This is a genomic window from Hafnia sp. HMSC23F03 (genome assembly GCF_001816025.1).
GTDB lineage: Bacteria > Pseudomonadota > Gammaproteobacteria > Enterobacterales > Enterobacteriaceae > Hafnia > Hafnia paralvei.
In genome coordinates this window covers 306129-329432 of record NZ_KV824233.1, presented here as the reverse complement: position 1 = coordinate 329432, position 23304 = coordinate 306129, and the positions used below count along the sequence as shown (strand labels likewise).

Sequence of the window (23304 nt, the reverse complement as noted above, 5' to 3'; positions counted from 1 at the left end):
ATGCACCCTTCATTAAAATAAGGCTTACAAGAATTATGGTAGATAAACGCGACTCTTATACTAAAGAAGACCTTGAAGCGTCAGGACGCGGCGAACTGTTCGGCGCAGGTGGCCCCCCACTACCATCAGGCAATATGCTGATGATGGATCGCGTCGTAAAAATGACTGAAGACGGCGGTAACTACAATAAAGGCTATGTAGAAGCTGAGCTGGATATCAATCCTGACCTGTGGTTCTTTGGCTGCCATTTCGTTGGCGATCCCGTAATGCCAGGCTGCTTGGGCTTAGATGCTATGTGGCAGCTCGTTGGGTTCTACCTCGGTTGGCTCGGCGGTGAAGGTAAAGGGCGCGCTCTGGGCGTTGGTGAAGTGAAGTTCACTGGACAAGTCTTGCCTACCGCCAAAAAAGTCACTTATCGTATCCACTTTAAGCGTGTTATCAATCGCCGCTTGATCATGGGTATGGCTGATGGTGAAGTATTAGTTGATGGTCAGGTGATTTATAACGCATCCGATCTTAAAGTGGGTCTGTTCAAAGACACCAGCGCATTCTAATCTAAAACTGTCTATGATAAAAAAGCGCAGTCTCCTGCGCTTTTTTTATTTTGATATGCATACATTAGGTCATGTTAGGGATGAACGCTTTTGTTATTCATAACAAACGTTTCTCTCACTCTCTCAACTAACTCTAATAGCGCTTTATCCTGAAGTGCTTTTTTACTGTATGACATATAGACTTCGTAAGAACCTAAATCGACGTCACATTCTAGACGTTTAAGATTATATATATTTTTAAACTTCTCATACATTGACTCAGGGAAAAAACCTACGTCATTTGTTTTTTCAATTACTGACAATGCAATAAGAGAAGATGGTGATGCAAAGGAAATAACTCGCTTACCCAAAAGGACGTCTATTTTAGATTTAAACTCATTAATTTTCTTTCTGTCTTTCATTATAGTAATACAGCGCTCATCCTTTAAACTATTCGCCGATAGGGAATCTTTCAGTCTTGGGTGATCTTTACCGCATACGGCGACAATTTTTTCTCGGAAAATCAATTCAGACTCAATCGCTGAGTTAAAGATCGGCGCAATATCAAAAATAATATCCGTCTTATGATACAACAGCGCATGCTCCACGCCGACAGCATCTTCGGGCAACAGATTATGCACAATGCGGCATTTAAGCTTAGGTAATGACATCAAATGGCTACAGATATCAGGTATCAGAACCTGAGCCAGATGAGGATCGCTCCAGATGACTAGGTTACGAATGCTGTCGCCTTTGTCTGCAAAAATGTCAATAATGCCGCTTAAGCTACCCTTGATATTTTCATGCATACTATCAGCAAAGACCGTCGCAGATATCCCCTTTCCGTATCTGATAAAAAGTGGGTCTGGGAAATACTGTCTCAGCCTCTGAATGCTTTGACTTACAGCCGGAGATGTCATACCTAAAATATCGGCAGCCTTACTTACACTTTTGTAATAGTACACGGCTTCAAAAACTGTCAATAAATTAAGGTCAAACTTCCTTAGTGACTTTAAACTATCCTGATGTTCAAACATCCCAATAACTCCAAATAGCAAATTCCATTTTTGATACTATGTGAATCACTTGATTCATTAAAAATGAAAATGTGATTCGACTTTTTTATTCGTCCATGGAATGAATTTACCACCCTATAATAATTTCATTCAAGCATACATTATCTGATAGGTTATAAAGAATAAAGCCTATTTTAATCTAGGTTTAAATATATAATCTGATACATATAAAAATATTAACTTAACGCTAAATACATTCACCAAGGTATCACTTATCGAATAAAAACCCCTGCCTAAGCAGAGGTTTTTATCACTAATATGAATTGATAGCGATGACCATCAGGCCATAACCGACCTGTCTTCCATGGCCTGCCGCCAGCCTCCCAACCAGTGCGATCTAGCATCTACAGATTGATAGGGGCAAAACTCCTTAGAGCGCCCAATGATACCAGCCTGATAGCCACGTGATTGAGCCCGTTCTAGGCGGTCGCGTTTTTGTCTCTTCATGCCTCATTTCCCTCATTTCAGTTCTGCTGGAAAGAAAACAGTAGTAGCCGTCTAGCGACTACACTTAACCAATAGACGCTTTTAGGCTGCGGGTCAATGCGCAAAATTCATACCATTGTCACAAATGTGAGCGATAAACAGGGGTGCACAAAGGTAGAAGAAAAAACAAAATTCACAATTTCCTGTTCTACATAAAAAAAACCGACTTGCCGCGTTACGACAAGTCGGAGTTTGTTTAGACTATTTTACTTCAGAGTATTACTGAACCTGACGCGCGATCTGCTGCGCCTCCTGCTGCCACCCCTGAGCTAACGTCTTCACTAATGCATCATAGCCATCCTGCTGCACTGGCAATACAAGATTGAACGCACGCTTAGTCAGCTGCCCGTTACGCATCAGGATCCATTCACCACTGATAACCGCCTTACCGTCATAACGCCCGTGGAAACCGGTGACATTGATATTCAGAGTGTCCTGAACGTTTCCTAACGGCTGAGCTGACACTATCCACCCCGGCATAGCGGCGCTCAAATTAGCCACCATCGTTTGTTGCAACTGTTGCTCCAAAGGGCTAGCCCATAGGTTATTACCCGCCGTCACAAACTGCACATCGTTGGTTTGGTACACCACGCCTAATGCACTTAAGAAATCAGCCACGTTCACACGCTCTAGCCACAGCTGATGTGCCCCGCTTTCGACGGGAGCATGAACGACCGATGTTGTTGCCGTCGGCACTGGTAGCTGATAATAATTTTTCTGTGGTTGGCTGCTACATGCACTGAGCAACAGTGCCGCTGCGCCGATCATCCAGACTTTCATTATTTCGTCCTCTTAGGCTGTGGATCTTTACCCGCTGGCGCCTCAAATACCAATGAATTGCTCTTCTCATTCAGAGTACGTAACACCGGCTGCAACTCCCTTAAGACCTGATCCAGACGCTGCATATCACCCACCATATTGTTATAGGCAGGAGATCCCGGCTGGAAGCCTTTCACGCTTCGATTCAACTCGATCAGCGTTTTCTGCATGTCGGCTGGTAGCGCTTGTGCTTCTTTACTCGAAACCAGTTTATTGAGTGCATCGAGCGTCTTCTGCGTTTCGGCCATCGTTTTCTGGCTGGCTTTCAACGTATTAGTCGCTTCGTTGATCATCGGTTCGAGCGGCAGAGCATTAATCTTATCCAATGTTGCGGTCAGTTTCTGCTGTAGCTGCGCTAAGCCACCGCTAACCGTTGGTACCACTGGCAGACCATCAATTTTACGCGGGCCTTTCCATGGTTTTGCCTGCGGATAAAAATCGAGGTCAATATACAGCGAGCCTGTCAGCAAGTTAGCTGATTTCAACGAAGCACGCAGACCTTCACCCACGCCAGAGAATAGATGCTGTTCGACGTTAAAATTGTCACCCAGTTTTTGCTGAATACGACCCGGCTCAATATTAACTAATACAGGTATTTGATAGTCAGAGTCTAACTTTTGACTTAGACCGTTCACAAAATACGGCGCTTCGGCCACAGTACCTAACCGAATACCACGGAATTCAACGGGCGCACCGACTTGTAATCCACGAATTGAATCGCTAAAGAACATCAGCACACTTTTATGCTCGGTATACAGCGACTCTTGGATACTGCGCTGATTATCAAACAAATCGAACTGTGACTGATTCGCTGCTGGTTTCCCTACAGCCCAACCTTGCGGCACATCAAAACTCACACCGCCGCTGAAAAGGGTTGTCAGCGACCCCATTTCCAAGCGCATGCCTTGAGCGGACATATCAAATGAAACACCGCTGTCGATCCAGAAGCGAACATTATCGGTCACCAAAGTATCGTATGGCGCAGAAACAAAGACCTGATAGTGAATCTGACGATTCTTAGTATCAAACTGGCTGGTTTCTACCGACCCAACACGCAAACCGCGGAACAACACCGGATCGCCAGGGCTTAGCTGCCCTGCCTGCTCGCTGTTTAATGTTACACGTATCCCTTTAGCATCCGGTGGTGCTAAAGGCGGTTGATCCAGAAGATTAAACTCTTCACGTTCATCTTTGCTGGAACCCGGCTGAAGTTCGATATAGGCACCGGACAGCAAGGTTCCAAGCCCAGAAATGCCTTCACGCCCAATCTGAGGTTTCACCACCCAAAACACGCTATCTTTACGTAGCAGTTTTTCCATGCCTGAATTCAGACGCGCCTTAACGATGACCTTGGTTAAATCATTATTCAGCGTGACGGTTTCAACAACGCCTACGTCGACGCTGCGGCTCTTGATGGCGGTTTTACCGCCTTCCAAACCTTCGGCACTGGAGGTAATCAACGTCACCTCTGGCCCTTGGTGGCTGAAATGATAAAAAATCACCCATGCACCGATCAATGCTGTCACAATCGGGACAATCCAAACCGGGGACCAGCGTTTGATTTTTTCAACCTTCGCTACGCCAGTTTCTTGCTCATTCACTTTGAGGCTCCTTGTACGTTAAGCCACGTTCCCGATCCCAGATCAACCTAGGATCAAATGTCATCGCCGAGATCATGGTAATAATAACCACCATCGCAAAAAGTAATGCACCTATATCAGGGTAGATACTCATTAACTGACCCATGTTAACCAGCGCAGAAAGCACGGCGATAACAAACACGTCAATCATTGACCAACGACCAACAAACTCCACGATCTCGTATACAAAATGCATACGCTCGCTATCGCCGCGAGTTGCATATTTGGCATCCCAGCACAGCCATGCAATCGCCAGTATTTTTAGGGTGGGAACCATGATGCTTGCAATAAAAATCACCATCGCCACGGGGTAAGAACCCTCTCCCCATAGCAAAATGACCCCAGCCATAATCGTCGACGTCAGCTTAGTGCCGAGCGCCTGTGTCACCATGATGGGTAATACGTTAGCTGGAATATAGAGCATGATGGCCGTGACCAAAAGCGACATGGTCCACTGCAGACTATTGCGTCGGCGCACATAGCCTTTCGTGTGGCAGCGTGGGCAAGAGAGTTGATCGGCAGGTAAAATGGCGGAGCAGCATGTACACGCACGTAATCCCTGCTGAATTCCCGTCACACCAACGCGTAAATTTTCAGGGTGCTTTGGTGCAGGCAAGATATCGCTCCAAAGAATGCGTTTATCAATAACCTGAAACACGCGAACCTGTAAGACGCAAAAGAGGCAATATGGCAGGAAACTGCTACCCACCCCAACATCGCCATAGGCCATCAGTTTGACGAAACTAACCAGAACCCCCGCCAAGAAAATTTCAACCATGCACCACGAACGGCACTTGAAAAGCACCTTCGCCATCATGACTTTAAGCTGAGTTGGCATCGGCACCCGCATATTCAACAGAATAACTGCGACCATGCAAAATGCAGGCACTAGCTGAACAAAAATCATAAACAGCGATGCCATGCTGGCATAATCTTCGGATACGAGAACCCTAGGAATTTCGATTAGCGTAATCGCATTCTTAATCCCAGCAACGGTCATGTTTACAAAGGGGAAAAGATTCGACAGTATCAGCATAAACAGTGCACAGAAAGCATACAGCACTGGCTGACGGCGCGGTTCTCGCCACTTGGCCACAAGGGTCGTATGACAACGCGGACAGCTCCCTTTTGTACCCTCTGGGAGCGGAGGCAGCTCTACCAACATGTCACATTGCGGGCATAATATTTTGTTTTCTGAATCTAGATGATGTCCAGAACACATACTTTTTTCCCACTTTTCATTTACCACTTAAATTACATAAAAAAGCCTGACACAACACATCACTCCGCATTCGTCAGGCTTTATTCAGTCTTAGACGGACCTATCAGGCATTCTTCATCGCCTCTAGCTCTTCCCAGCGTTCAAACGCTGATTCAAGCTGTTGTTCAGTTTCAGCCATTTTCTGCAGAACAGATTGCGTCTCTGCATGTGACTGATTAAAGAACTCAGGTTTAGCGACTTCAGCTTGCAATGCCGTTAACTCCGCTTCCAACTCTTCTAAACGTGCTGGCAGTTGTTCGAGCTCACGTAGCAAATTATAGCTCATCTTATTGCTACGCTTTTTCACCTCAGCTTTAGGCGCACTGGTTGTTCCCTGAGGCTTAGGCGCAGCAGCCTGCTGGCTGAACGATCGCATATCCGCTTTTTGCTTATGAGCATCGTAATATCCGCCCACATAGCTATTAATGACGCCATTACCTTCAAAAATCCAGCAATCGGTCACCGAGTTATCAACGAACTGACGATCATGACTCACCAGCATCACGGTGCCCTGATAACCATCAATAAGCTCTTCCAACAGTTCCAACGTTTCGATATCTAAATCATTGGTTGGTTCATCGAGGATCAACAAATTGCTAGGTTTTAAGAAGAGTCTTGCTAGCAATAGACGATTACGCTCACCGCCTGACAACGCACGCACTGGCGTTAATGCGCGTTTCGGATGGAACAAGAAGTCTTGCAAATAGCCCAGCACATGGCGTGGACGGCCATTCACCATCACTTCTTGCTTGCCTTCCGCGAGGTTATCCATGACCGTTTTATCGGGATCAAGCTCTGCACGATGCTGATCGAAATAGGCAATTTCAAGCTTAGTACCGCAACGAACCTTACCGCTGTCTGGCTGCAACTGGCCTAACATCAATTTCAACAGCGTTGTTTTGCCGCAGCCGTTTGGCCCTACCAGCGCAATTTTATCGCCGCGGTTGACCTGAACGCTGAAATCACGCACCAGCGTTTTGCCTGCCACGCTGTAGCTAACGTTCTCCATTTCAAAGACAATTTTGCCGGAACGCAGTGCTTCTTCGACCTGCATTTTGGCATTGCCCTGCACGCTTCGGCGCTCAGCATGTTCGTTACGCATGGCTTTCAATGCACGAACACGGCCTTCGTTACGCGTACGTCGCGCTTTGATACCTTGGCGGATCCAAACTTCTTCCTGAGCCAATTTGCGATCGAACTCAGCGTTTTGCATCTCTTCCACACGCAACGCTTCTTCTTTCGCCAGCAGGTAGGCGTCATAGTTACCCGGCCACGACACCAGTTTGCCGCGATCGAGATCGACAATGCGCGTTGCCATGCTGCGTATAAATGAACGGTCATGGGAAATGAAAACGATGCTGCCGGTGAATTCTTTCAGGAACTCTTCCAGCCACGTGATAGTTTCAATATCCAAGTGGTTAGTCGGTTCGTCTAACAGCAGAACATCCGGCTCGCAAACAAGCGCACGTGCCAATGCCGCTTTACGCAGCCAACCGCCTGACAATGCAGAGAGATCGGTATCCGCATTCAGACCAAGCTTGGTCAAGACATCACTAATGCGGCTATCGATGCGCCATAAGCCTTGATGATCCAAAATCTCCTGCAACGCTGAAAGCCGATTCAGGTTTTGCTCACTCGGATCCGCTTCAACTTTTTTCAGCAAATCATGATATGCCTTAAGGTGCTGCGCCTGTTCAGCAACGCCCTCAGAGACGAAATCAAACACCGTTCCGCCGATATTGCGCGGTGGATCTTGTTGCAAACGTGAAACCACTAAATCTTGTTCATAGATGATTCGCCCATCATCTAACGGCAATTCTTTGCCTAACACTTTAAGCAGCGTTGATTTGCCTGCGCCGTTACGGCCGACCAAACACACACGCTCATTTGGCTCGATATGCAATTCAGTATTATCGAGCAGTGGTGCATCACTAAAAGAAATCCATGCACCAGAAAGACTAATTAACGACATATATTACTTTTCCTCGCCGGCATGACGGATCAGCCAGCAGTTATGAATCTGACGGTTACGGGCAAAGTCTTGGGACAAGGTCTGCGCGGTAATTTCTTTCGCTTCCAGCCCCAATGCACCGAGCGCCTCAAGATCCATTTTGAATCCACGCTTGTTGTTGGAGAACATGATAGTGCCACGACGGCGCAGCATACGCTTAAGATCGCGCATGATATCAATATGATCGCGCTGCACATCGAACGTTGCTTCCATACGTTTCGAGTTAGAGAACGTCGGTGGATCGATAAAGATCACATCATATTGTTCATCGCTATTATGTAAATAAGAGAGACAGTCAGCCTGCACTAAACGGTGCTGACGCCCGGTTAAACCATTCGCCCGCAGGTTTTTCTCCGCCCATTCAAGATAGGTTCGTGACATATCGACCGTTGTCGTTGAACGAGCACCACCCAAGCCTGCATGAACGCTGGCGGTACCGGTGTAAGCAAACAGATTGAGGAAGTCTTTCCCTTCACACATTTCACCCAACATACGACGAGCAATACGATGGTCAAGGAATAGCCCCGTATCCAAATAGTCGGTAAGATTGACCCACAGCTCAGCGTTATACTCTTTAACCAGCATGAACTCTTCTTTTTGAGCCAACTTCTCATACTGACTTTTGCCTTTCTGGCGTTCGCGGGTTTTTAAAATCAAGCTGTTTGACGGTAAATTCATCACCGACTGAGTCGCATTGATCACGTCAAACAGACGCTGACGCGCTTTCTGTGCATCCACGGTTTTTGGTGGCGCGTATTCCTGAATCACCACTTTATCGGCATAGCGGTCAACGGCAACGTTATATTCTGGCAGATCGGCATCATAAACTCGGTAGCATTCAATGCCTTCTTGCTTAGCCCATTTATCTAGTTTTTTCAGATTCTTGCGTAAGCGGTTGGCATAATCCTCGGCGATCTGACCTGACGCCGTGCCCAAAGGATTTTCTGCCAACTGATAGTTTTTCTGCACACAGTCCAGAGGACCATTTTTAGCCTTAAACTGGCGCTCTGCGCGCAGTTGCAGGCAGCTAAGCAACTCTGGCGATGCGCTGAACAGAGAAAGCTGCCAGCCGCCAAATGCGCCCTTCATAATGCGACCTAACGCATTGTGCAACGCAATCAGCGCAGGCTCGCTTTCCAAACGCTCACCGTAAGGTGGATTGCTCAGCACGGTGCCCACGGGGCCTTCCGGCAATGGGTTTTTCAGATTACTCACATCAGCCACGTTGAACGTGATCAGCTCAGATACCCCCGCACGACGGGCGTTAGCTCGCGCCATTTCGATAACACGGCGGTCATTATCTGAACCAAAGAAACGTGATTGTCCTTCTTGTGCCTGTAAGCCACGACGAGCGCGTACCTGCGCTTCAGCCAGCAGCTCACGCCACAGTTCAGGGTTATGACCATTCCAAGCGGAGAACCCCCAATGCTGTCGAGTCAGCCCCGGTGCATGGTCGGAAGCCATCATCGCCGCCTCAATCAACAACGTCCCCGAACCACACATCGGATCAACCATCGGGGTGCCGACTTTCCAGCCAGAGCGCAGAATAATGGCTGATGCCAAGGTTTCCTTGAGCGGCGCTGCACCGGTCAAGTCACGGTAGCCACGCTGATGTAAACCTTCACCGCTCAGATCTAAAGCAACGCTCGCTGTTTCACGCTGTAAAAACACGTTAATGCGAATATCTGGCGTTTGTTTAGCCACGGTCGGGCGGGCATCAATTTTACGTGTGAAGCTATCCACAATCGCGTCTTTCACTTTCAACGCGCCATATTGGCTATTGCGAATTTCTTCGTTGGTTCCGGTGAAATGCACGGCGAAAGTTTTATCCACGCCAAAAATAGAAGTCCAATCAATCGCCTGCACACCGAGGTACAGATCCAGATCGCTATAGACCTTAAATTCATTCAATGGCATCAGAATGCGCGAAGCCAAACGGCTCCAGAGCAGGCTCTGATAGAGTAAACGATCATCCCCTTGAAAATGCACACCGCCTTGAACAATTTGACAGGAGTGCGCACCGAGGGCTTCGAGTTCGTTTTTTAACAGTTCTTCTAGACCGCGCGCGGTGCTGGCAAACAGAGATTTCATGTTTTCACTATCACTAAAAAGAATTTACGGAGACTAAAAGCCAGAAACAGCTTAATAATCAAATGAATATATAACCCAGTACGACACAATCGCGCACCGAGCCATACGAAAAGCACGCTTCTGACAAATATCGATCAGTAAGTTAATCGGTCATTTTAACCCGCGGAGCCGCATATTTGATACTTTTCTATCAAAAACTCTCATTCCTCACTTCATCTTTTTTACATAGCCGCCTATCAGCCGCGGTTTCACTCAGGACAAACAGCGTCAACGCTGTCGCGGGGCATAGGAAAAAGACTCATCTTCCTGAAAGTGATTTTCATTAATCGTTAACGTTTTCATGGAGATACTACGAATTATTTTTTTGATCAAAATCATTTTTTTCGCCTACCCACAATTTTAAGATCTCGTTCCGGATTCATATTTATTGATATCAGATGAATGAGGAGCCGAAAATGAACCCAGAAAGCGTGATGACTTATGATCGCAACCGTAACGCCATCAAAGTGGGTAGCCGTGTGATGGTCAGTGGCACCGGTGAAATAGGTGTAATTACTGCGATCCACGCTGATAACCTGCCATCGGCACAAATTCGCCGTGCTAAATGTGTTGATATCACCGATCTGAATGGCCGTTACGTTCCTACCGAACTGATCCGTTTGGGGATGAATTAATATTCCCTCGTGCCGATCTCGTGGCATACAGGTCGGCACCTTGCCTCTCTCCTATCCTCATCGCTGTCCCCACAAAAGAAAACGCTGCGCTATCTGTTCAACGATGAGCAGGTATCATAAAGTTGTCTGCTTTAGTTCGTTTTAAACGATGGAACGGGGTAGTGCTGAAATGATCACGTTATCAAAGCTGTATGTTCATCCGATAAAATCAATGCGTGGCCTGCAGCTTTCGCAGGCACAGGTATTGCCGAGCGGTTTGGCCTTCGACCGAGCGCTGATGGTCACAGAGACGGACGGCACTTTTATTACCGCGCGCCAAAATCCGCAAATGGTCACATTTACCCCCGCGTTGCTACCGAACGGCATTGCCCTAACAGGCCCTGACGGCGAGAGTATTTTGGTGCGATGGGAAGACTTTATTGACCTACAGCAGCCGACTGAAGTGTGGGGCAATCACTTCTCCGCGCAGGTGGCTCCTCCACAGATCAATGACTGGCTGAGTCGTTATTTTAAACGCGCTGTTCAACTGCGTTGGTTAGGAAATGAACTTAGCCGCCGAGTGAAGCACCATCCTGACATTCCTCTTACCTTTGCTGACGGCTACCCTTTCCTCCTCATCAATGAAGCCTCGTTTCAGAATTTACAGCAACGTGCGCCAAACGCGATTCGTATTGAGCAGTTTCGTCCAAATATTGTGGTGAGCGGTGCTAAGGCGTTTGATGAAGATAGCTGGCTGGTGATACGCATTGGCGAAGTCATTTTCGATCTCGTAAAACCCTGTAGCCGCTGTATTCTCACCACCGTAAGCACCGACCGCGGGCGTAAACATCCGGCGGGAGAACCCTTAAAAACACTACAATCATTTCGTACCGCAGATAATGGCGACGTTGATTTTGGTATGAATATGATCGCTCGCAGCGGTGGGATTATTCGTCAGGGAGACAGTGTGGAAATTCTTAGCGTCCGCCCTCCTCGCCTCTATTCTGCGAGTGAAGTTAACGACACATTGGCTACGCCGCAAACCAACGAAAAAAGCGTCAACATTGAGTATCAGGGACAAACTTTTGTAGGCAATAACCAGCAGATTTTGTTGGAGCAGCTTGAAGCACAAGGCATCAGAATTCCCTACTCTTGCCGAGCGGGATTATGTGGGTCTTGCAAAATAACGCTGGTCGAAGGGGAAGTCACTCCGTTAAAACAGAGCGCAATTAGCTCAAATGGCATCATACTGAGCTGCAGTTGTATTCCGAAAAGCAGTATCAAGCTTAGCTAAAGTCAGAGGGTATGTAGCCAAAATAATTCGCGTGTATTGAGACGGTAGATGCAGCTTGAAGCACGACGAGGATATGCGGGTGATTAACGCCCGCATCTATTAAACGGCATAAGCTAAAACATCTTCTGAATCGACAGATGGCTGAACAGCAATAAGCCGGTCATGCATAACCTTAATAGCATCGCCTAGCTGCATGGACTTCCCTGCCAACTGCAAATAAGGTTGGGCTAACAAACATAAGCTAGCGCTATCTCCAGCCTCAACAACCAGCAGCTTAGCCTGTTCTGCCGTATTTGAAATCTGCACGGCAACCAATTCACCTAATGCAGGCATCACCGCACAGGACTGTGGAGCAAAGTGCCAGCTTTTCGGCATCAATGGCTTAAGAAAACGCTGAGCCACTAACGCATTTAATATTAATTCTGCCCGCTGCTCTTTTTTTAGCCCGGTCTGGCGACTACGTTCTTCAAACTGGTAATAAAGTGCCGCATCGTCGACACAAAAAGAACACTCATCAAAAGCATCAGGCGTTAGCATTTTTCCAGCAAAGCGAGAGCGAAAGATCATTCCGTTGGCTAAATCCAACATCAAACGATCGTGCTCTTCATCAAAATACCAGCGCCAATTATCGCCCGGTTTTATATTCATTCTATCCCTCTTCTGCATCAGTCATCAGGATTGTGTATTCAATTCTTTCACATATCATTAAATGCGATCAAATCGTTGGCTGATTTAATCAGGTCGGCTTGATCGGACAATTATTTAGCAGAACGCTTGAAATATAGACTACCCCGGAGAAGAAATAAACCCCCGGGGCAAATAGGTAGGAAAATAATTAGATGTAGTTAACGATATCTTTAATCAATCCCGGTCCTTTAAAGATAAAACCGGAATAAATTTGTACCAAAGAAGCCCCTGCATCTATTTTCTCTCTTGCCGCAATCACCGAGTCAATTCCACCAACGCCAATGATAGGCAAACGCCCCTGCAATTCTTGAGAAAGTTGTCGGATTATTTCTGTGCTGTGTAACTGCAAAGGACGCCCGCTTAAACCACCAGCCTGTTCGCAATAGTTAAAGCCGTTAACCAATTTACGATCCAACGTGGTATTGGTGGCTATTACGCCATCAATATTATGACGCACTAAACTGTCTGCAACCTGAATCAATTCTTCATGAGAAAGATCCGGCGCGATCTTCACGGCCACAGGAACATATTTATGGTGTTTCTGTTGCAGTTCGATCTGTTTAGTTTTAATCGCTGTTAATAGATCGTCTAACGCCTCTCCATATTGAAGCGTTCTTAATCCTGGGGTGTTTGGTGAGGAGATATTTACCGCTATATAGCCCGCATAGGAGTAAACCTTTTCCATGCAGATTAAATAATCGTCTTTCCCCTGCTCAACCGGCGTATCTTTATTCTTGCCGATATTGATCCCCAGTACGCCGCCAAAATGCGATTTTTTGACGTTCTCGACCAAATTGTCAACGCCACGGTTATTAAATCCCATACGGTTAATTAAACCTTCGGCCTCAACGATACGGAATAAACGCGGCTTATCATTCCCCGCCTGAGGGCGCGGAGTCACGGTGCCCACTTCGATAAAGCCAAACCCCATCGCACCTAGGGCGTCAATGCATTCACCATCTTTGTCTAATCCCGCAGCAAGACCAAGCGGGTTTTTAAAAGATAATCCCATGCAGGTTACCGGCTTAGAAGCCACTGACTGACGAACCAGAAACTCCAATGGAGTACCCGTAATACGGCGAAGCTGCTTAAACGTAAATTCGTGCGCGCGCTCTGGATCGAGCTGGAAAAGTGCCTTTCTAACGAAGGGGTAAAGCATGGTATCTCCTGAATCCCGGTGGCAAGTCGGGGCGGTATTATCCGGTATCTTTCAACAGATTGGAATTGATTAAAAACAAAAACAACGTAATCGGCGCAAACGTTTACTCTTACTCGCTCATTTATCGATGTTTTATGCGGAAATTTTGCCATGAAACACATCCATGCTGCAGATGCAGATCGAGAGCTAGCGGTGAAGTCGATGACGATAGCAGGCTAAACAGATGCTGCGCCAGATTTGAAAACTAATTTTGAAGGCTAATAAAAATCGCCGAATACAAAAAAGCCCCGTTACTACGGGGCTTGGCGTGAGTGAATGACAGCGCTAATTATGCGTTTAACGCCTTGGTAATTTTCTCAAACAAATCGCCGGATAAATTCTCCAGACCTTTAAGCTCTTCCAATGATTTACGCATTAAAGCCTGACGACTTTCGTCATAGCGTTTTAAACGGATCAACGGTTCGATCATACGTGCCGCAACCTGTGGGTTACGCGTGTTCAAATCTTTTAAGATCTCGGTCAAGAAAGCATATCCTGAACCATCGGCGGCATGAAACGCAGATGGATTCGCCTGAGCAAATGCCCCCACCAGAGAACGAATGCGGTTTGGATTGCTCAGGGTAAATGAACGGTGTTTCAAGAGTGCTTTCACGTTATCTAGCACCAACGCCGATGGGCTCGTCGCCTGCAGCATGAACCACTTATCCATCACCAGACCATCTTGGTGCCAGCGTTCGTCGAACTCAGCCATCAAACGATCGCGGCATGGCAGTTCAGCGCCAACAGCAGCAGAAAGCGCTGCCAAAGAGTCAGTCATGTTATTGGCGTTCTCGTACTGTCGAACAACCAATTCATCGGCCATGACCACGTCTTCACCAAAGGCCAGATAGCGTAGGCATACATTACGCAGCGAGCGCTTAGCAATATCAGCGTGGTCGATACGATATTCTGGGGTGCGGTTATTGTTGTAAACCGCTAACCACTCGTCAGCCATCTCTTTTGCCAGCAGGCGAGTGATCGCCGAATGCACCGCACCGATGGCTTCAGGATCGATAATGCTGAACAGCTCTGCCATTTCATTTTCAGAAGGCAATGTCAGAATTTGTGCCGCCAATGCAGGATCGAGAGACTCATCCAGTAAAACTGCGCGGAACGCGTCAACAACGTGCATCGGCAGAGAGAGCGGCTGGTTCTGCTGGAATTTAGCCACGTTTAGGCGAACGTATTTCGCCAGCAGCATTTGCGCCGCATCCCAACGAGCAAAGTCATTGCGTGCGTGCTGCATCAGGAAACTGAGCTGCTGGTCGCTATACGGATATTCCAGTTTTACCGGCGCAGAGAATTCACGTAATAAAGAAGGGATCGGTTTATGTGGAACATTATCAAACGCAAAGCTTTGTTCTGATTCTGTCACATTCAGCACGTTACTTACCGCTTCACCGTCGATCATTAACGGGATCACATTGCCCTGCGGATCATAAAGTTCAATATCTAGCGGGATATGCAACGGCAGTTTTTCTTGCTGTTCAGAAGTCGGCGGTGTTTGCTGAGTGACATACAGGCGATATTGCTGGTGCTCAGCATCATATTCGTCGCGCACGCTCAGTTCAGGCGTGCCCGCTTGGCTATACCAACGGCGGAACAACGTGAGATCGACGCCGGAGGCGTCTTCCATCGCCTGGACAAAATCATCACAGGTCGCCGCGCTGCCGTCATGACGTTCAAAATAAAGCTTCATGCCTTTCTGGAAGTTCTCTTCGCCGAGCAAGGTATGCATCATGCGAATAACTTCAGAACCTTTTTCATACACGGTAAGCGTATAGAAGTTATTCATTTCAATAACTTTATCAGGACGGATCGGATGTGCCATCGGGCTGGCATCTTCCGCAAACTGAGCGCCACGCATTACGCGAACGTTATCAATACGGTTTACTGCACGCGAACCGAGGTCCGAACTGAATTCCTGATCGCGGAATACGGTTAAACCTTCCTTCAAGCTCAATTGGAACCAATCACGACAGGTCACACGGTTGCCTGTCCAGTTGTGGAAATATTCATGACCGATCACGGCTTCAATGCCGAGATAATCTTTATCAGTAGCGGTTTCAGCCTTAGCCAGAACATATTTAGAGTTAAAGATGTTCAGACCTTTATTCTCCATCGCTCCCATATTAAAGAAATCGACGGCGACGACCATATAGATGTCGAGGTCATACTCAAGACCAAAACGAGTTTCATCCCACTTCATGGCATTTTTTAGCGAGGTCATAGCCCAGCCAGCACGATCAAGATTGCCGCGGTCTACGTAAAGTTCTAATGCAACATCTCGCCCGCTTTGAGTGGTGAAGCTATCGCGAAGTACGTCGAAGTCCCCTGCAACCAGCGCAAACAGGTAGCATGGTTTTGGGAATGGGTCTTCCCACTGTACCCAGTGACGACCATCTTGCAATTCGCCCTGCGCAATGCGGTTACCGTTAGACAGCAAGAATGGATAACGAGCTTTGTCCGCCACGATGCGGGTACGGAAACGCGCCAACACATCAGGGCGATCCAGATAATAGGTAATATGGCGGAAACCTTCAGCTTCGCACTGGGTGCATAACGCCTCGCCAGACAGATACAGGCCCTCTAAGGCGCTGTTCTTCGCCGGATGGATTTCGTTCACAATGGTCAGCGTGAATTCGTCAGGCAGATTTTCCAGAACCAGCTGATTCTCTGACTCGCTATAGTGTTCCCAAGGAACATCGTTCACGCTAACGCTTTTCAGAGTAAGGTCTTCACCATTAAGAATTAATGGTGCCTGCGCGCTTCCCTGACGTTTAACCTGACTGACTGCGGTGACCGTCGTGGTGTCAGCATCTAAATCAAAATCGAGGGCCAGATCGGTGATGGTAAAATCTGGCGCTTTGTAATCGTGACGATACTTGGCTTGAGGTTGTTGTGTCATAAATACCCTTGTAGGCTTCGCCGATGATAGACCTAGAGATTTCAAATTGACGGGGAGAGTGGCAAACCGCGTCATCGAGAGCTAGCCGCTGACAACACATCAGCACCCTAACTAACCGTTAACTAAACTGTATCACACCGATCAAAAAACCGAAGCTCTGCTGATGAACTCGTGAACGTTCGTATATATTTCAATCAAATCAGCGTATGACCAGCTACGAAAGTGAGCTTTTTCACTGCAAAGAAACGGTGTAAAAGAGTAAGGCTAGCTGAACATAGACTACAATGGAGCGAGATTAATCTCAGACCTAAATACTTACTCTGAGTGGCTATATTCTGACATAATGATTGCAACAACAGTTTCTTGTTCATTGCGCCCGTACCCGCGGTCAGCGATTTACCTATATAAGCCCTTAGACGTTCGAATCCCAGAAAACAACGCGCATGAAGCTAAAAAATCTGATCTATATTTTTACAACGGCTCTGGTGTTCTTTTTTGGTATTTTTATCTATAGCTCACTACACAAAGCGCATGTTGACTATGCAGAAAACCAACAGAATCTGTATAAGGTCAAGCGGCTGCGCGAACTCACCGAAGTATTTCAATCTGCACTGTTAGCCCACCGCCTTAAACGCATTCGTTTTATCAGTAGCGCTATCACTGAGGATGAAATCCTCAATGCAGAAAAACAGGTGCGACGTCATGCAGCGCTCTTAGTGCTTTCGCCAACAGACAAGCCCTCAACCGTTCTCGAAAAAAAGACACATGAGATGTTTGATAAAGCTGAAGCGCTTGTTTATGGTCTTTCGGCTAATGACAATCAGGAATTATCCGCAGTCGGCCCGCTTATTCAGGCCCAACTTGATTTGAAAAGCGCATACTATATAACTGAACTTAATAAGCTTTATTTCTTATACGTCTACAACACGACGCTGTCAGACAGCCACTCCTACAAGTTTATAGAAAGCATTCGTTTGAATAACCGTTTAACGCTGACCGCAACTGAATTAATCGATCAACTGGTTGATATCAAAACCGATGACGTTAAGCGCAACCGCTCTTATATACGGTCAATTGAACTGATTGGCGTTTTAGATTCGCTACGCTCTCGGGTCGATTTTATTATTGCCACAGCGCCTGATGCGGCTCGATCCGAGGCTGCAATTGCTGATTTATCAGAAAAACTCAGTAAAAGCAGCATGCAAAAATTGACCGCCGATCTCACCAGCGTTATGCAAAGTCGCTCATCTCAGGCGTTCGATGGTTTTTACCGCTACATTATTGGTATGGATAAAGCATCCGCTGTTTTCGTCAATAGTAGCTACGATCTTGAGCTTCATGAATTACAGGCCAAGATAGACCTCAGTCGTGTCCAACTTTATGGCATGATTTCCCTTTGCTGGCTGCTGGCGCTTTTCATTGTTATGCCCATTTTGGTGTTCTCCTCAAAGATCACTTCATGGCTCACTCTTACCAACAAAAACATCATGAAACTCTCCCAAGGCGACCTGAATATTCAGCCCGATAATTCTGTCGTAAGCGGTGAGCTTTCCGCTATTTCGAATGCCATTAATCAATTACGCCAAAATCAAATCGAAAAACACCAGCTCGAATTAGAGAAACAACAGCTAATCAACGAACTTCTCGAAGCGTCTTCAACAGACCCGCTGACGAATATTTACAACCGGCGTAAGTTCTTCAATCAATGCAGCCAAATCAAGAGTGCGGAATATCCTCTCGCTTTCTGCCTGATTGATATCGATAATTTTAAAAACCTTAATGACCGATACGGCCATGACGTCGGCGATTTAGCCCTCATCGCTTTTAGCCAGTTGCTTACGCAATCACTCCCCGAAAACACGGTATATTGCCGTTACGGCGGCGAAGAGTTTGCCATTCTGCTTAAATACACCGACGTTCCCCAAGCGATGCAGGTGATCGACTCGGTACGTCTTAATACTGAGCTATTACAAATCACCATCCCGAATAAGCCTGACGTTGGATTTACCATCAGCTGTGGTTTGGCTCGTCTCGACGATTACAGGAATATCAACCACTCGATAAAACAGGCCGACGAAGCACTCTATTTCTCGAAGAAGCGCGGTAAAAATCAGGTCAGCTTTTACTCCCAAAGTGGTTTCATTAGCTTTGATGCGCAGCATAAAGATCCGAGTTAAATACGCGCGAAACGAGACATGGCTCAAGGTATGAATATTGTACAATTGCACGGTAACTTAATAGGTGCTACTGCAAATGGCACGTTTAATCCTCGACCTATCAAATGCCATATGGTGTTATGAGGCTTCAATCTCGGGATAAACTAGGTATACTCCACCGACTTTGCCGATTATCCCGAACGTGGAATATCCCTGACGAGGATGCAGTAACGCGCCATGACTCAACATGCTTCCCCGATATTAACTTCATTATTGGACACAGACGCCTATAAACTGCACATGCAGCAGGCGGTCTATCATCGTTACCGCAACCTCACTGTCGCGGCGGAATTTCGTTGCCGTGGTGACGAGTTACTGGGCAGCTATGCCGACGATATTATTCAGCAAATCGCTTTTATGAGCGATCTTGCGCTGAGTGATGAAGAATACGCTTATCTCAGTTCTCTGCCGTTTTTCAAAAAAGACTATCTGGACTGGCTGCGCGAATTTCGCTTTAACCCACAGCAGGTCGATATTCGTAATGAAGACGGCCATTTAAATATCCGCATCACTGGCCCTTGGCGTGAAGTGATTATGTGGGAAGTCCCGCTGCTTGCCGTCATTAGTGAAGTGGTTCACCGCGATCGCTCCCCTCTGGCAACGCCTGAAATGGCGGTTACACAGTTGCGTAAAAAGCTCACAGCCTTCAAAGCGCTGAGTGCCGATATCGATCTTGCTGGTTTTAAATTGATGGACTTTGGTACTCGCCGTCGTTTCTCACATAGCGTGCAGCGCGCCATCATTGAAACATTAAAGACTGATTTCCCACAGTTAGTCGGCACCAGCAACTACAAGTTTGCTCAAGAACTAAACCTTGCGCCGATGGGAACTCAGGCGCACGAATGGTTCCAGGCGCATCAGCAGATTTGTCCGGTGTTAGCCAACAGCCAGCGTGCCGCGCTGCAAGCGTGGTTAGATGAATATCCTGACCAGCTTGGAATTGCGCTAACCGACTGCATCACCATGGATGCTTTCCTGCGTGATTTTGGCCCACAGTTCGCCAATCGTTACCAAGGCCTGCGCCATGACTCCGGCGAACCGGTTGAATGGGGAGAGAAAGCCATCGCCCATTATCAGAAACTGGGTATTGACCCCATGACCAAAACCTTGGTGTTCTCTGATAATCTCGATTTAGAGAAAGCACTGGAGCTCTACCGCCATTTCCACGATCGCATCAATTTAGGTTTCGGCATCGGCACTCGGTTGACCTGCGATATACCGAATGTGAAACCGCTAAACATCGTGATCAAACTGGTTGAGTGCAACGGCAAGCCGGTCGCAAAACTGTCCGATAGCCCTGGAAAAACCATTTGCCACGATAAGGCGTTTGTTAAAGCCCTGCGCAAAGCCTTTGATCTGCCGTTGGTGAAAAAAGCCAGCTGATAGATATGCAGTTCATCTAAAAGATCGGGATAAATAGTATGAGGGCGTAGCTATCTATACGCCCTCTTTTATTATCAGTACCCGCCAACTTCCCAGAGAAAGCCAAATAATTTTTTGATTTTTTATTCAATCCCTCAATATCTCATCAAGTTCTTGCGATTTGACCGTGATTTCCTCTTGTGTCTGTTTGCGTGACAAGTAACATAGCAACATGCCCGTATTATCCGGGCAGTAGGTTATTTTTCATTCAAGATCAATAAAAGAGAGAAATCTATGAGCGTAGTGCCTGTAGTCGACGTACTGCAAGGCCGTGCCGCGGTCGACACTGAAGTTACCGTGCGCGGGTGGGTACGTACCCGGAGAGATTCTAAAGCTGGTATCTCCTTCCTCGCCGTTTATGACGGCTCCTGCTTTAATCCGTTACAGGCCGTCGTTAATAATTCTCTACCGAATTATGAAAGTGATGTTTTACGCCTGACAACCGGCTGCTCTCTTGAAGTTACGGGTAAGGTAGTTCCTTCGCCAGGCGAAGGTCAGAGCTTCGAGCTGCAAGCCACAGAAGTCAAAGTTGTGGGCTGGGTTGAAGATCCTGATACCTATCCAATGGCAGCAAAACGTCACAGCATCGAGTACCTGCGTGAGGTTGCCCATCTACGCCCGCGTACTAACCTGATCGGTGCCGTAGCACGTGTTCGCCATACTCTGGCTCAAGCAATCCATCGCTACTTCCATGAAAATGGCTATTTCTGGGTTTCTACCCCACTCATCACCGCTTCAGATACCGAAGGCGCGGGCGAAATGTTCCGTGTTTCCACTCTGGATATGGAAAACCTGCCACGTACCGATGAAGGTAAAGTTGATTTCGGCGAAGATTTCTTTGGTCGCGAAGCATTCCTGACCGTATCGGGCCAGCTGAATGGAGAAACCTACGCCTGTGCACTATCGAAGGTTTATACCTTCGGCCCGACTTTCCGTGCTGAAAACTCCAACACTAGCCGCCATCTGGCTGAATTCTGGATGGTTGAACCTGAAGTTGCGTTTGCCGACCTGAACGATATCGCGGGCGTTGCCGAAGGAATGCTGAAGTATGTCTTCCAGGCCGTATTGGATGAACGCGCAGACGACATGGAGTTCTTCGCTCAACGTGTTGATAAAGATGCGATCGATCGCCTGAAACGTTTTGTTACCTCTGACTTTGCACAGGTCGATTACACCGAAGCGGTAGATATTCTGCTTAACTGCGGCAAGACCTTCGAAAACCCAGTCTATTGGGGCGTGGATCTTTCTTCCGAGCATGAGCGCTACTTGGCTGAGCAGCACTTTAAAGCACCGGTGGTTGTTAAAAACTATCCAAAAGACATCAAAGCGTTCTATATGCGCATGAACGAAGATGGCAAAACCGTGGCGGCAATGGACGTATTGGCTCCAGGAATCGGCGAAATTATCGGCGGCTCTCAGCGTGAAGAACGTCTAGACATGCTGGATGCACGTTTGGAAGAAATGGGGCTGAATAAAGAAGACTACTGGTGGTACCGTGACCTGCGTCGTTATGGCACCGTTCCACACTCTGGCTTTGGTCTCGGATTTGAACGTTTAATCGCCTATGTCACCGGCGTACAAAACGTTCGTGACGTGATTCCATTCCCACGCACCCCACGAAACGCAACTTTCTAAATAAGTAATAAAACAACATATAAACGTTTTCATTACAAAAGAGGGGCCAGCAATGCTGGCCCCTCTCTTTTTTAAACTTAGACCCCTGTCACAAAGTTCCCTAAATTTTACAATTTGAAACACATACTTGCGTTTTGTTACGCGAATTATACTTTTGTATCATTTTCGATGTGGATTATCAGCCTAGTGAATGGAACACTGCGATGCAGACACAGGAAGACACCATACTTTCTCTTTTAGTTCCGTAAGTGATGAAATAGTTCCGCGCAGAATTAATTTAGGCAGTGGCAGGTGTCAAAAAAAAATAACTCCTTTAGAGGGTAACAATGATGAAACGCAATATTCTTGCAGTAGTGATCCCAGCGCTGTTGGCAGCTGGTGCAGCAAACGCAGCTGAAATCTATAACAAAGATGGCAACAAGCTGGATCTGTACGGTAAAGTTGACGGCCTGCACTACTTCTCTGACGACAAAAGTTCTGACGGTGATCAGTCTTACGCTCGTTTCGGCTTCAAAGGCGAAACTCAGATTTCTGATCAACTGGCTGGCTACGGTCAGTGGGAATACAACATCAAAGTTAACAACACTGAAGGCAGCGGCTCTTCTAAAAACGCAACCCGTCTGGGCTTTGCTGGTCTGAAATTCGGTGACTACGGTTCATTCGACTACGGTCGTAACTACGGCGTACTGTACGACGTAGAAGCATGGACCGATATGCTGCCGGAATTCGGTGGTGATACTTATACCATCACTGATAACTACATGACCGGTCGTGCTAACGGCGTTGCTACTTACCGTAACAACAACTTCTTCGGTCTGGTTGATGGCTGGAACTTCGCGGTTCAGTATCAGGGTAAAAACGACGGTAACAACTTCAACGAAGTTGATGACGAGTGGAACGGTAGCAAGCTGTCTAACAACTCACGCGCATTCCAGAGCCAGAACGGCGACGGTTGGGGTCTGTCAACGACTTATGACTTCGGCATGGGTATCAGTGCTGGTGCAGCATATGCGTCTTCTGACCGTACCAACGAGCAAGTTACTCGTGGCCGCGTAGTTAACGGTAACGTAGCTGGTGGCGACAAAGCTGACGCATGGACCGCTGGCCTGAAATACGATGCTAACAACGTCTACCTGGCAGCTATGTATGCAGAAACTCGCAACATGACTCCATACGGTGACGACGGTATCGCAAACAAAACTCAGAACTACGAAATCGTAGCTCAGTACCAGTTCGACTTCGGTCTGCGTCCATCTGTGTCTTACCTGCAATCTAAAGGTAAAGACCTGAACACCAACGTATCTGGTGACAAAGATCTGGTTAAATATGTTGATGTCGGCGCGACTTACTACTTCAACAAAAACATGTCTACCT

Annotated in this window: 17 protein-coding genes; 7 read left to right on the top strand and 10 right to left on the bottom strand. The window is 47.1% G+C overall.

All coding sequences use genetic code 11. The annotated features are described in order from the left end of the window. Positions 1–35 precede the first annotated feature (35 nt). Positions 36–554: a bifunctional 3-hydroxydecanoyl-ACP dehydratase/trans-2-decenoyl-ACP isomerase gene (gene fabA / locus HMPREF3091_RS16300; RefSeq protein ID WP_004095655.1), complete on the top strand. Its 519-nt coding sequence runs from the start codon at positions 36–38 to the stop codon at positions 552–554. A gap of 74 nt (positions 555–628) precedes the next feature. On the opposite strand, the gene HMPREF3091_RS16295 is transcribed toward fabA, so the two are convergent. From HMPREF3091_RS16295 to rlmKL, 7 genes are all read right to left on the bottom strand, one after another. Beyond that, entirely contained in the window at positions 629–1570 is a 942-nt protein-coding gene (locus HMPREF3091_RS16295; RefSeq protein WP_004095657.1) for a LysR family transcriptional regulator, read from the bottom strand. Positions 1571–1888: 318 nt separating this feature from the next. Further along, positions 1889–2056, bottom strand: coding sequence for a ribosome modulation factor (rmf, locus tag HMPREF3091_RS16290; protein ID WP_004095659.1), 168 nt, complete (start codon positions 2054–2056; stop codon positions 1889–1891). Between the two features lie 258 nt (positions 2057–2314). Beyond that, positions 2315–2875 carry a membrane integrity-associated transporter subunit PqiC gene (gene pqiC / locus HMPREF3091_RS16285; RefSeq protein WP_070717084.1) on the bottom strand — a complete coding sequence of 187 codons (561 nt, stop codon included), beginning with the start codon at positions 2873–2875 and terminating at the stop codon, positions 2315–2317. Continuing rightward, positions 2875–4515: an intermembrane transport protein PqiB gene (gene pqiB / locus HMPREF3091_RS16280; protein WP_070717081.1), complete on the bottom strand. Its 1641-nt coding sequence runs from the start codon at positions 4513–4515 to the stop codon at positions 2875–2877. The genes pqiC and pqiB overlap by 1 nt, the downstream gene beginning before the upstream one ends. Next, positions 4508–5776 carry a membrane integrity-associated transporter subunit PqiA gene (pqiA, locus tag HMPREF3091_RS16275; protein ID WP_083321448.1) on the bottom strand — a complete coding sequence of 423 codons (1269 nt, stop codon included), beginning with the start codon at positions 5774–5776 and terminating at the stop codon, positions 4508–4510. The genes pqiB and pqiA overlap by 8 nt, the downstream gene beginning before the upstream one ends. A 103-nt stretch (positions 5777–5879) precedes the next feature. Continuing rightward, positions 5880–7787 carry an ABC transporter ATP-binding protein gene (locus tag HMPREF3091_RS16270; protein WP_004095666.1) on the bottom strand — a complete coding sequence of 636 codons (1908 nt, stop codon included), beginning with the start codon at positions 7785–7787 and terminating at the stop codon, positions 5880–5882. 3 nt (positions 7788–7790) lie between these two features. Continuing rightward, the gene (rlmKL, locus tag HMPREF3091_RS16265) at positions 7791–9917 is read right to left on the bottom strand and encodes a bifunctional 23S rRNA (guanine(2069)-N(7))-methyltransferase RlmK/23S rRNA (guanine(2445)-N(2))-methyltransferase RlmL (protein ID WP_004095668.1); all 2127 of its coding nucleotides are present in this window, start codon (positions 9915–9917) and stop codon (positions 7791–7793) included. 470 nt (positions 9918–10387) lie between these two features. Here rlmKL and ydfZ point away from each other — a divergent pair, with 470 nt between their 5' ends. Both ydfZ and HMPREF3091_RS16255 read left to right on the top strand, forming a co-directional pair. Continuing rightward, on the top strand, positions 10388–10591 hold the full coding sequence (gene ydfZ / locus HMPREF3091_RS16260; RefSeq protein WP_035504135.1) for a putative selenium delivery protein YdfZ: 204 nt from the start codon (positions 10388–10390) through the stop codon (positions 10589–10591). Positions 10592–10760: 169 nt separating this feature from the next. Then, the gene (locus tag HMPREF3091_RS16255) at positions 10761–11864 is read left to right on the top strand and encodes a YcbX family protein (protein ID WP_070717078.1); all 1104 of its coding nucleotides are present in this window, start codon (positions 10761–10763) and stop codon (positions 11862–11864) included. Positions 11865–11963: 99 nt separating this feature from the next. Here the strand turns inward: HMPREF3091_RS16255 and HMPREF3091_RS16250 are convergent, their stop codons facing one another. The 3 genes from HMPREF3091_RS16250 to pepN all read right to left on the bottom strand — a co-directional run bounded on the left by HMPREF3091_RS16250 (position 11964) and on the right by pepN (position 16657). Next, positions 11964–12512, bottom strand: a complete 549-nt coding sequence (locus tag HMPREF3091_RS16250; protein WP_008813034.1) for a cell division protein ZapC — start codon at positions 12510–12512, stop codon at positions 11964–11966. A gap of 187 nt (positions 12513–12699) precedes the next feature. After that, on the bottom strand, positions 12700–13710 hold the full coding sequence (gene pyrD, locus HMPREF3091_RS16245) for a quinone-dependent dihydroorotate dehydrogenase (RefSeq protein WP_004095679.1): 1011 nt from the start codon (positions 13708–13710) through the stop codon (positions 12700–12702). Between the two features lie 328 nt (positions 13711–14038). Beyond that, positions 14039–16657 (bottom strand): aminopeptidase N, encoded by a 2619-nt coding sequence (gene pepN, locus HMPREF3091_RS16240; protein WP_004095682.1) that lies wholly within the window; start codon positions 16655–16657, stop codon positions 14039–14041. Positions 16658–17100: 443 nt separating this feature from the next. Here pepN and HMPREF3091_RS16235 point away from each other — a divergent pair, with 443 nt between their 5' ends. The 4 genes from HMPREF3091_RS16235 to ompC form a co-directional block, all read left to right on the top strand. Beyond that, the gene (locus tag HMPREF3091_RS16235) at positions 17101–18834 is read left to right on the top strand and encodes a GGDEF domain-containing protein (protein WP_070717077.1); all 1734 of its coding nucleotides are present in this window, start codon (positions 17101–17103) and stop codon (positions 18832–18834) included. Between the two features lie 216 nt (positions 18835–19050). Next, on the top strand, positions 19051–20256 hold the full coding sequence (gene pncB / locus HMPREF3091_RS16230; RefSeq protein WP_004095685.1) for a nicotinate phosphoribosyltransferase: 1206 nt from the start codon (positions 19051–19053) through the stop codon (positions 20254–20256). 273 nt (positions 20257–20529) lie between these two features. Then, positions 20530–21930, top strand: a complete 1401-nt coding sequence (gene asnS / locus HMPREF3091_RS16225) for an asparagine--tRNA ligase (RefSeq protein ID WP_004095687.1) — start codon at positions 20530–20532, stop codon at positions 21928–21930. A 329-nt stretch (positions 21931–22259) separates the two neighbouring features. Continuing rightward, positions 22260–23304 (top strand): porin OmpC (gene ompC, locus HMPREF3091_RS16220; protein ID WP_246839999.1); only part of this gene is annotated, 1045 nt, incomplete at its 3' end.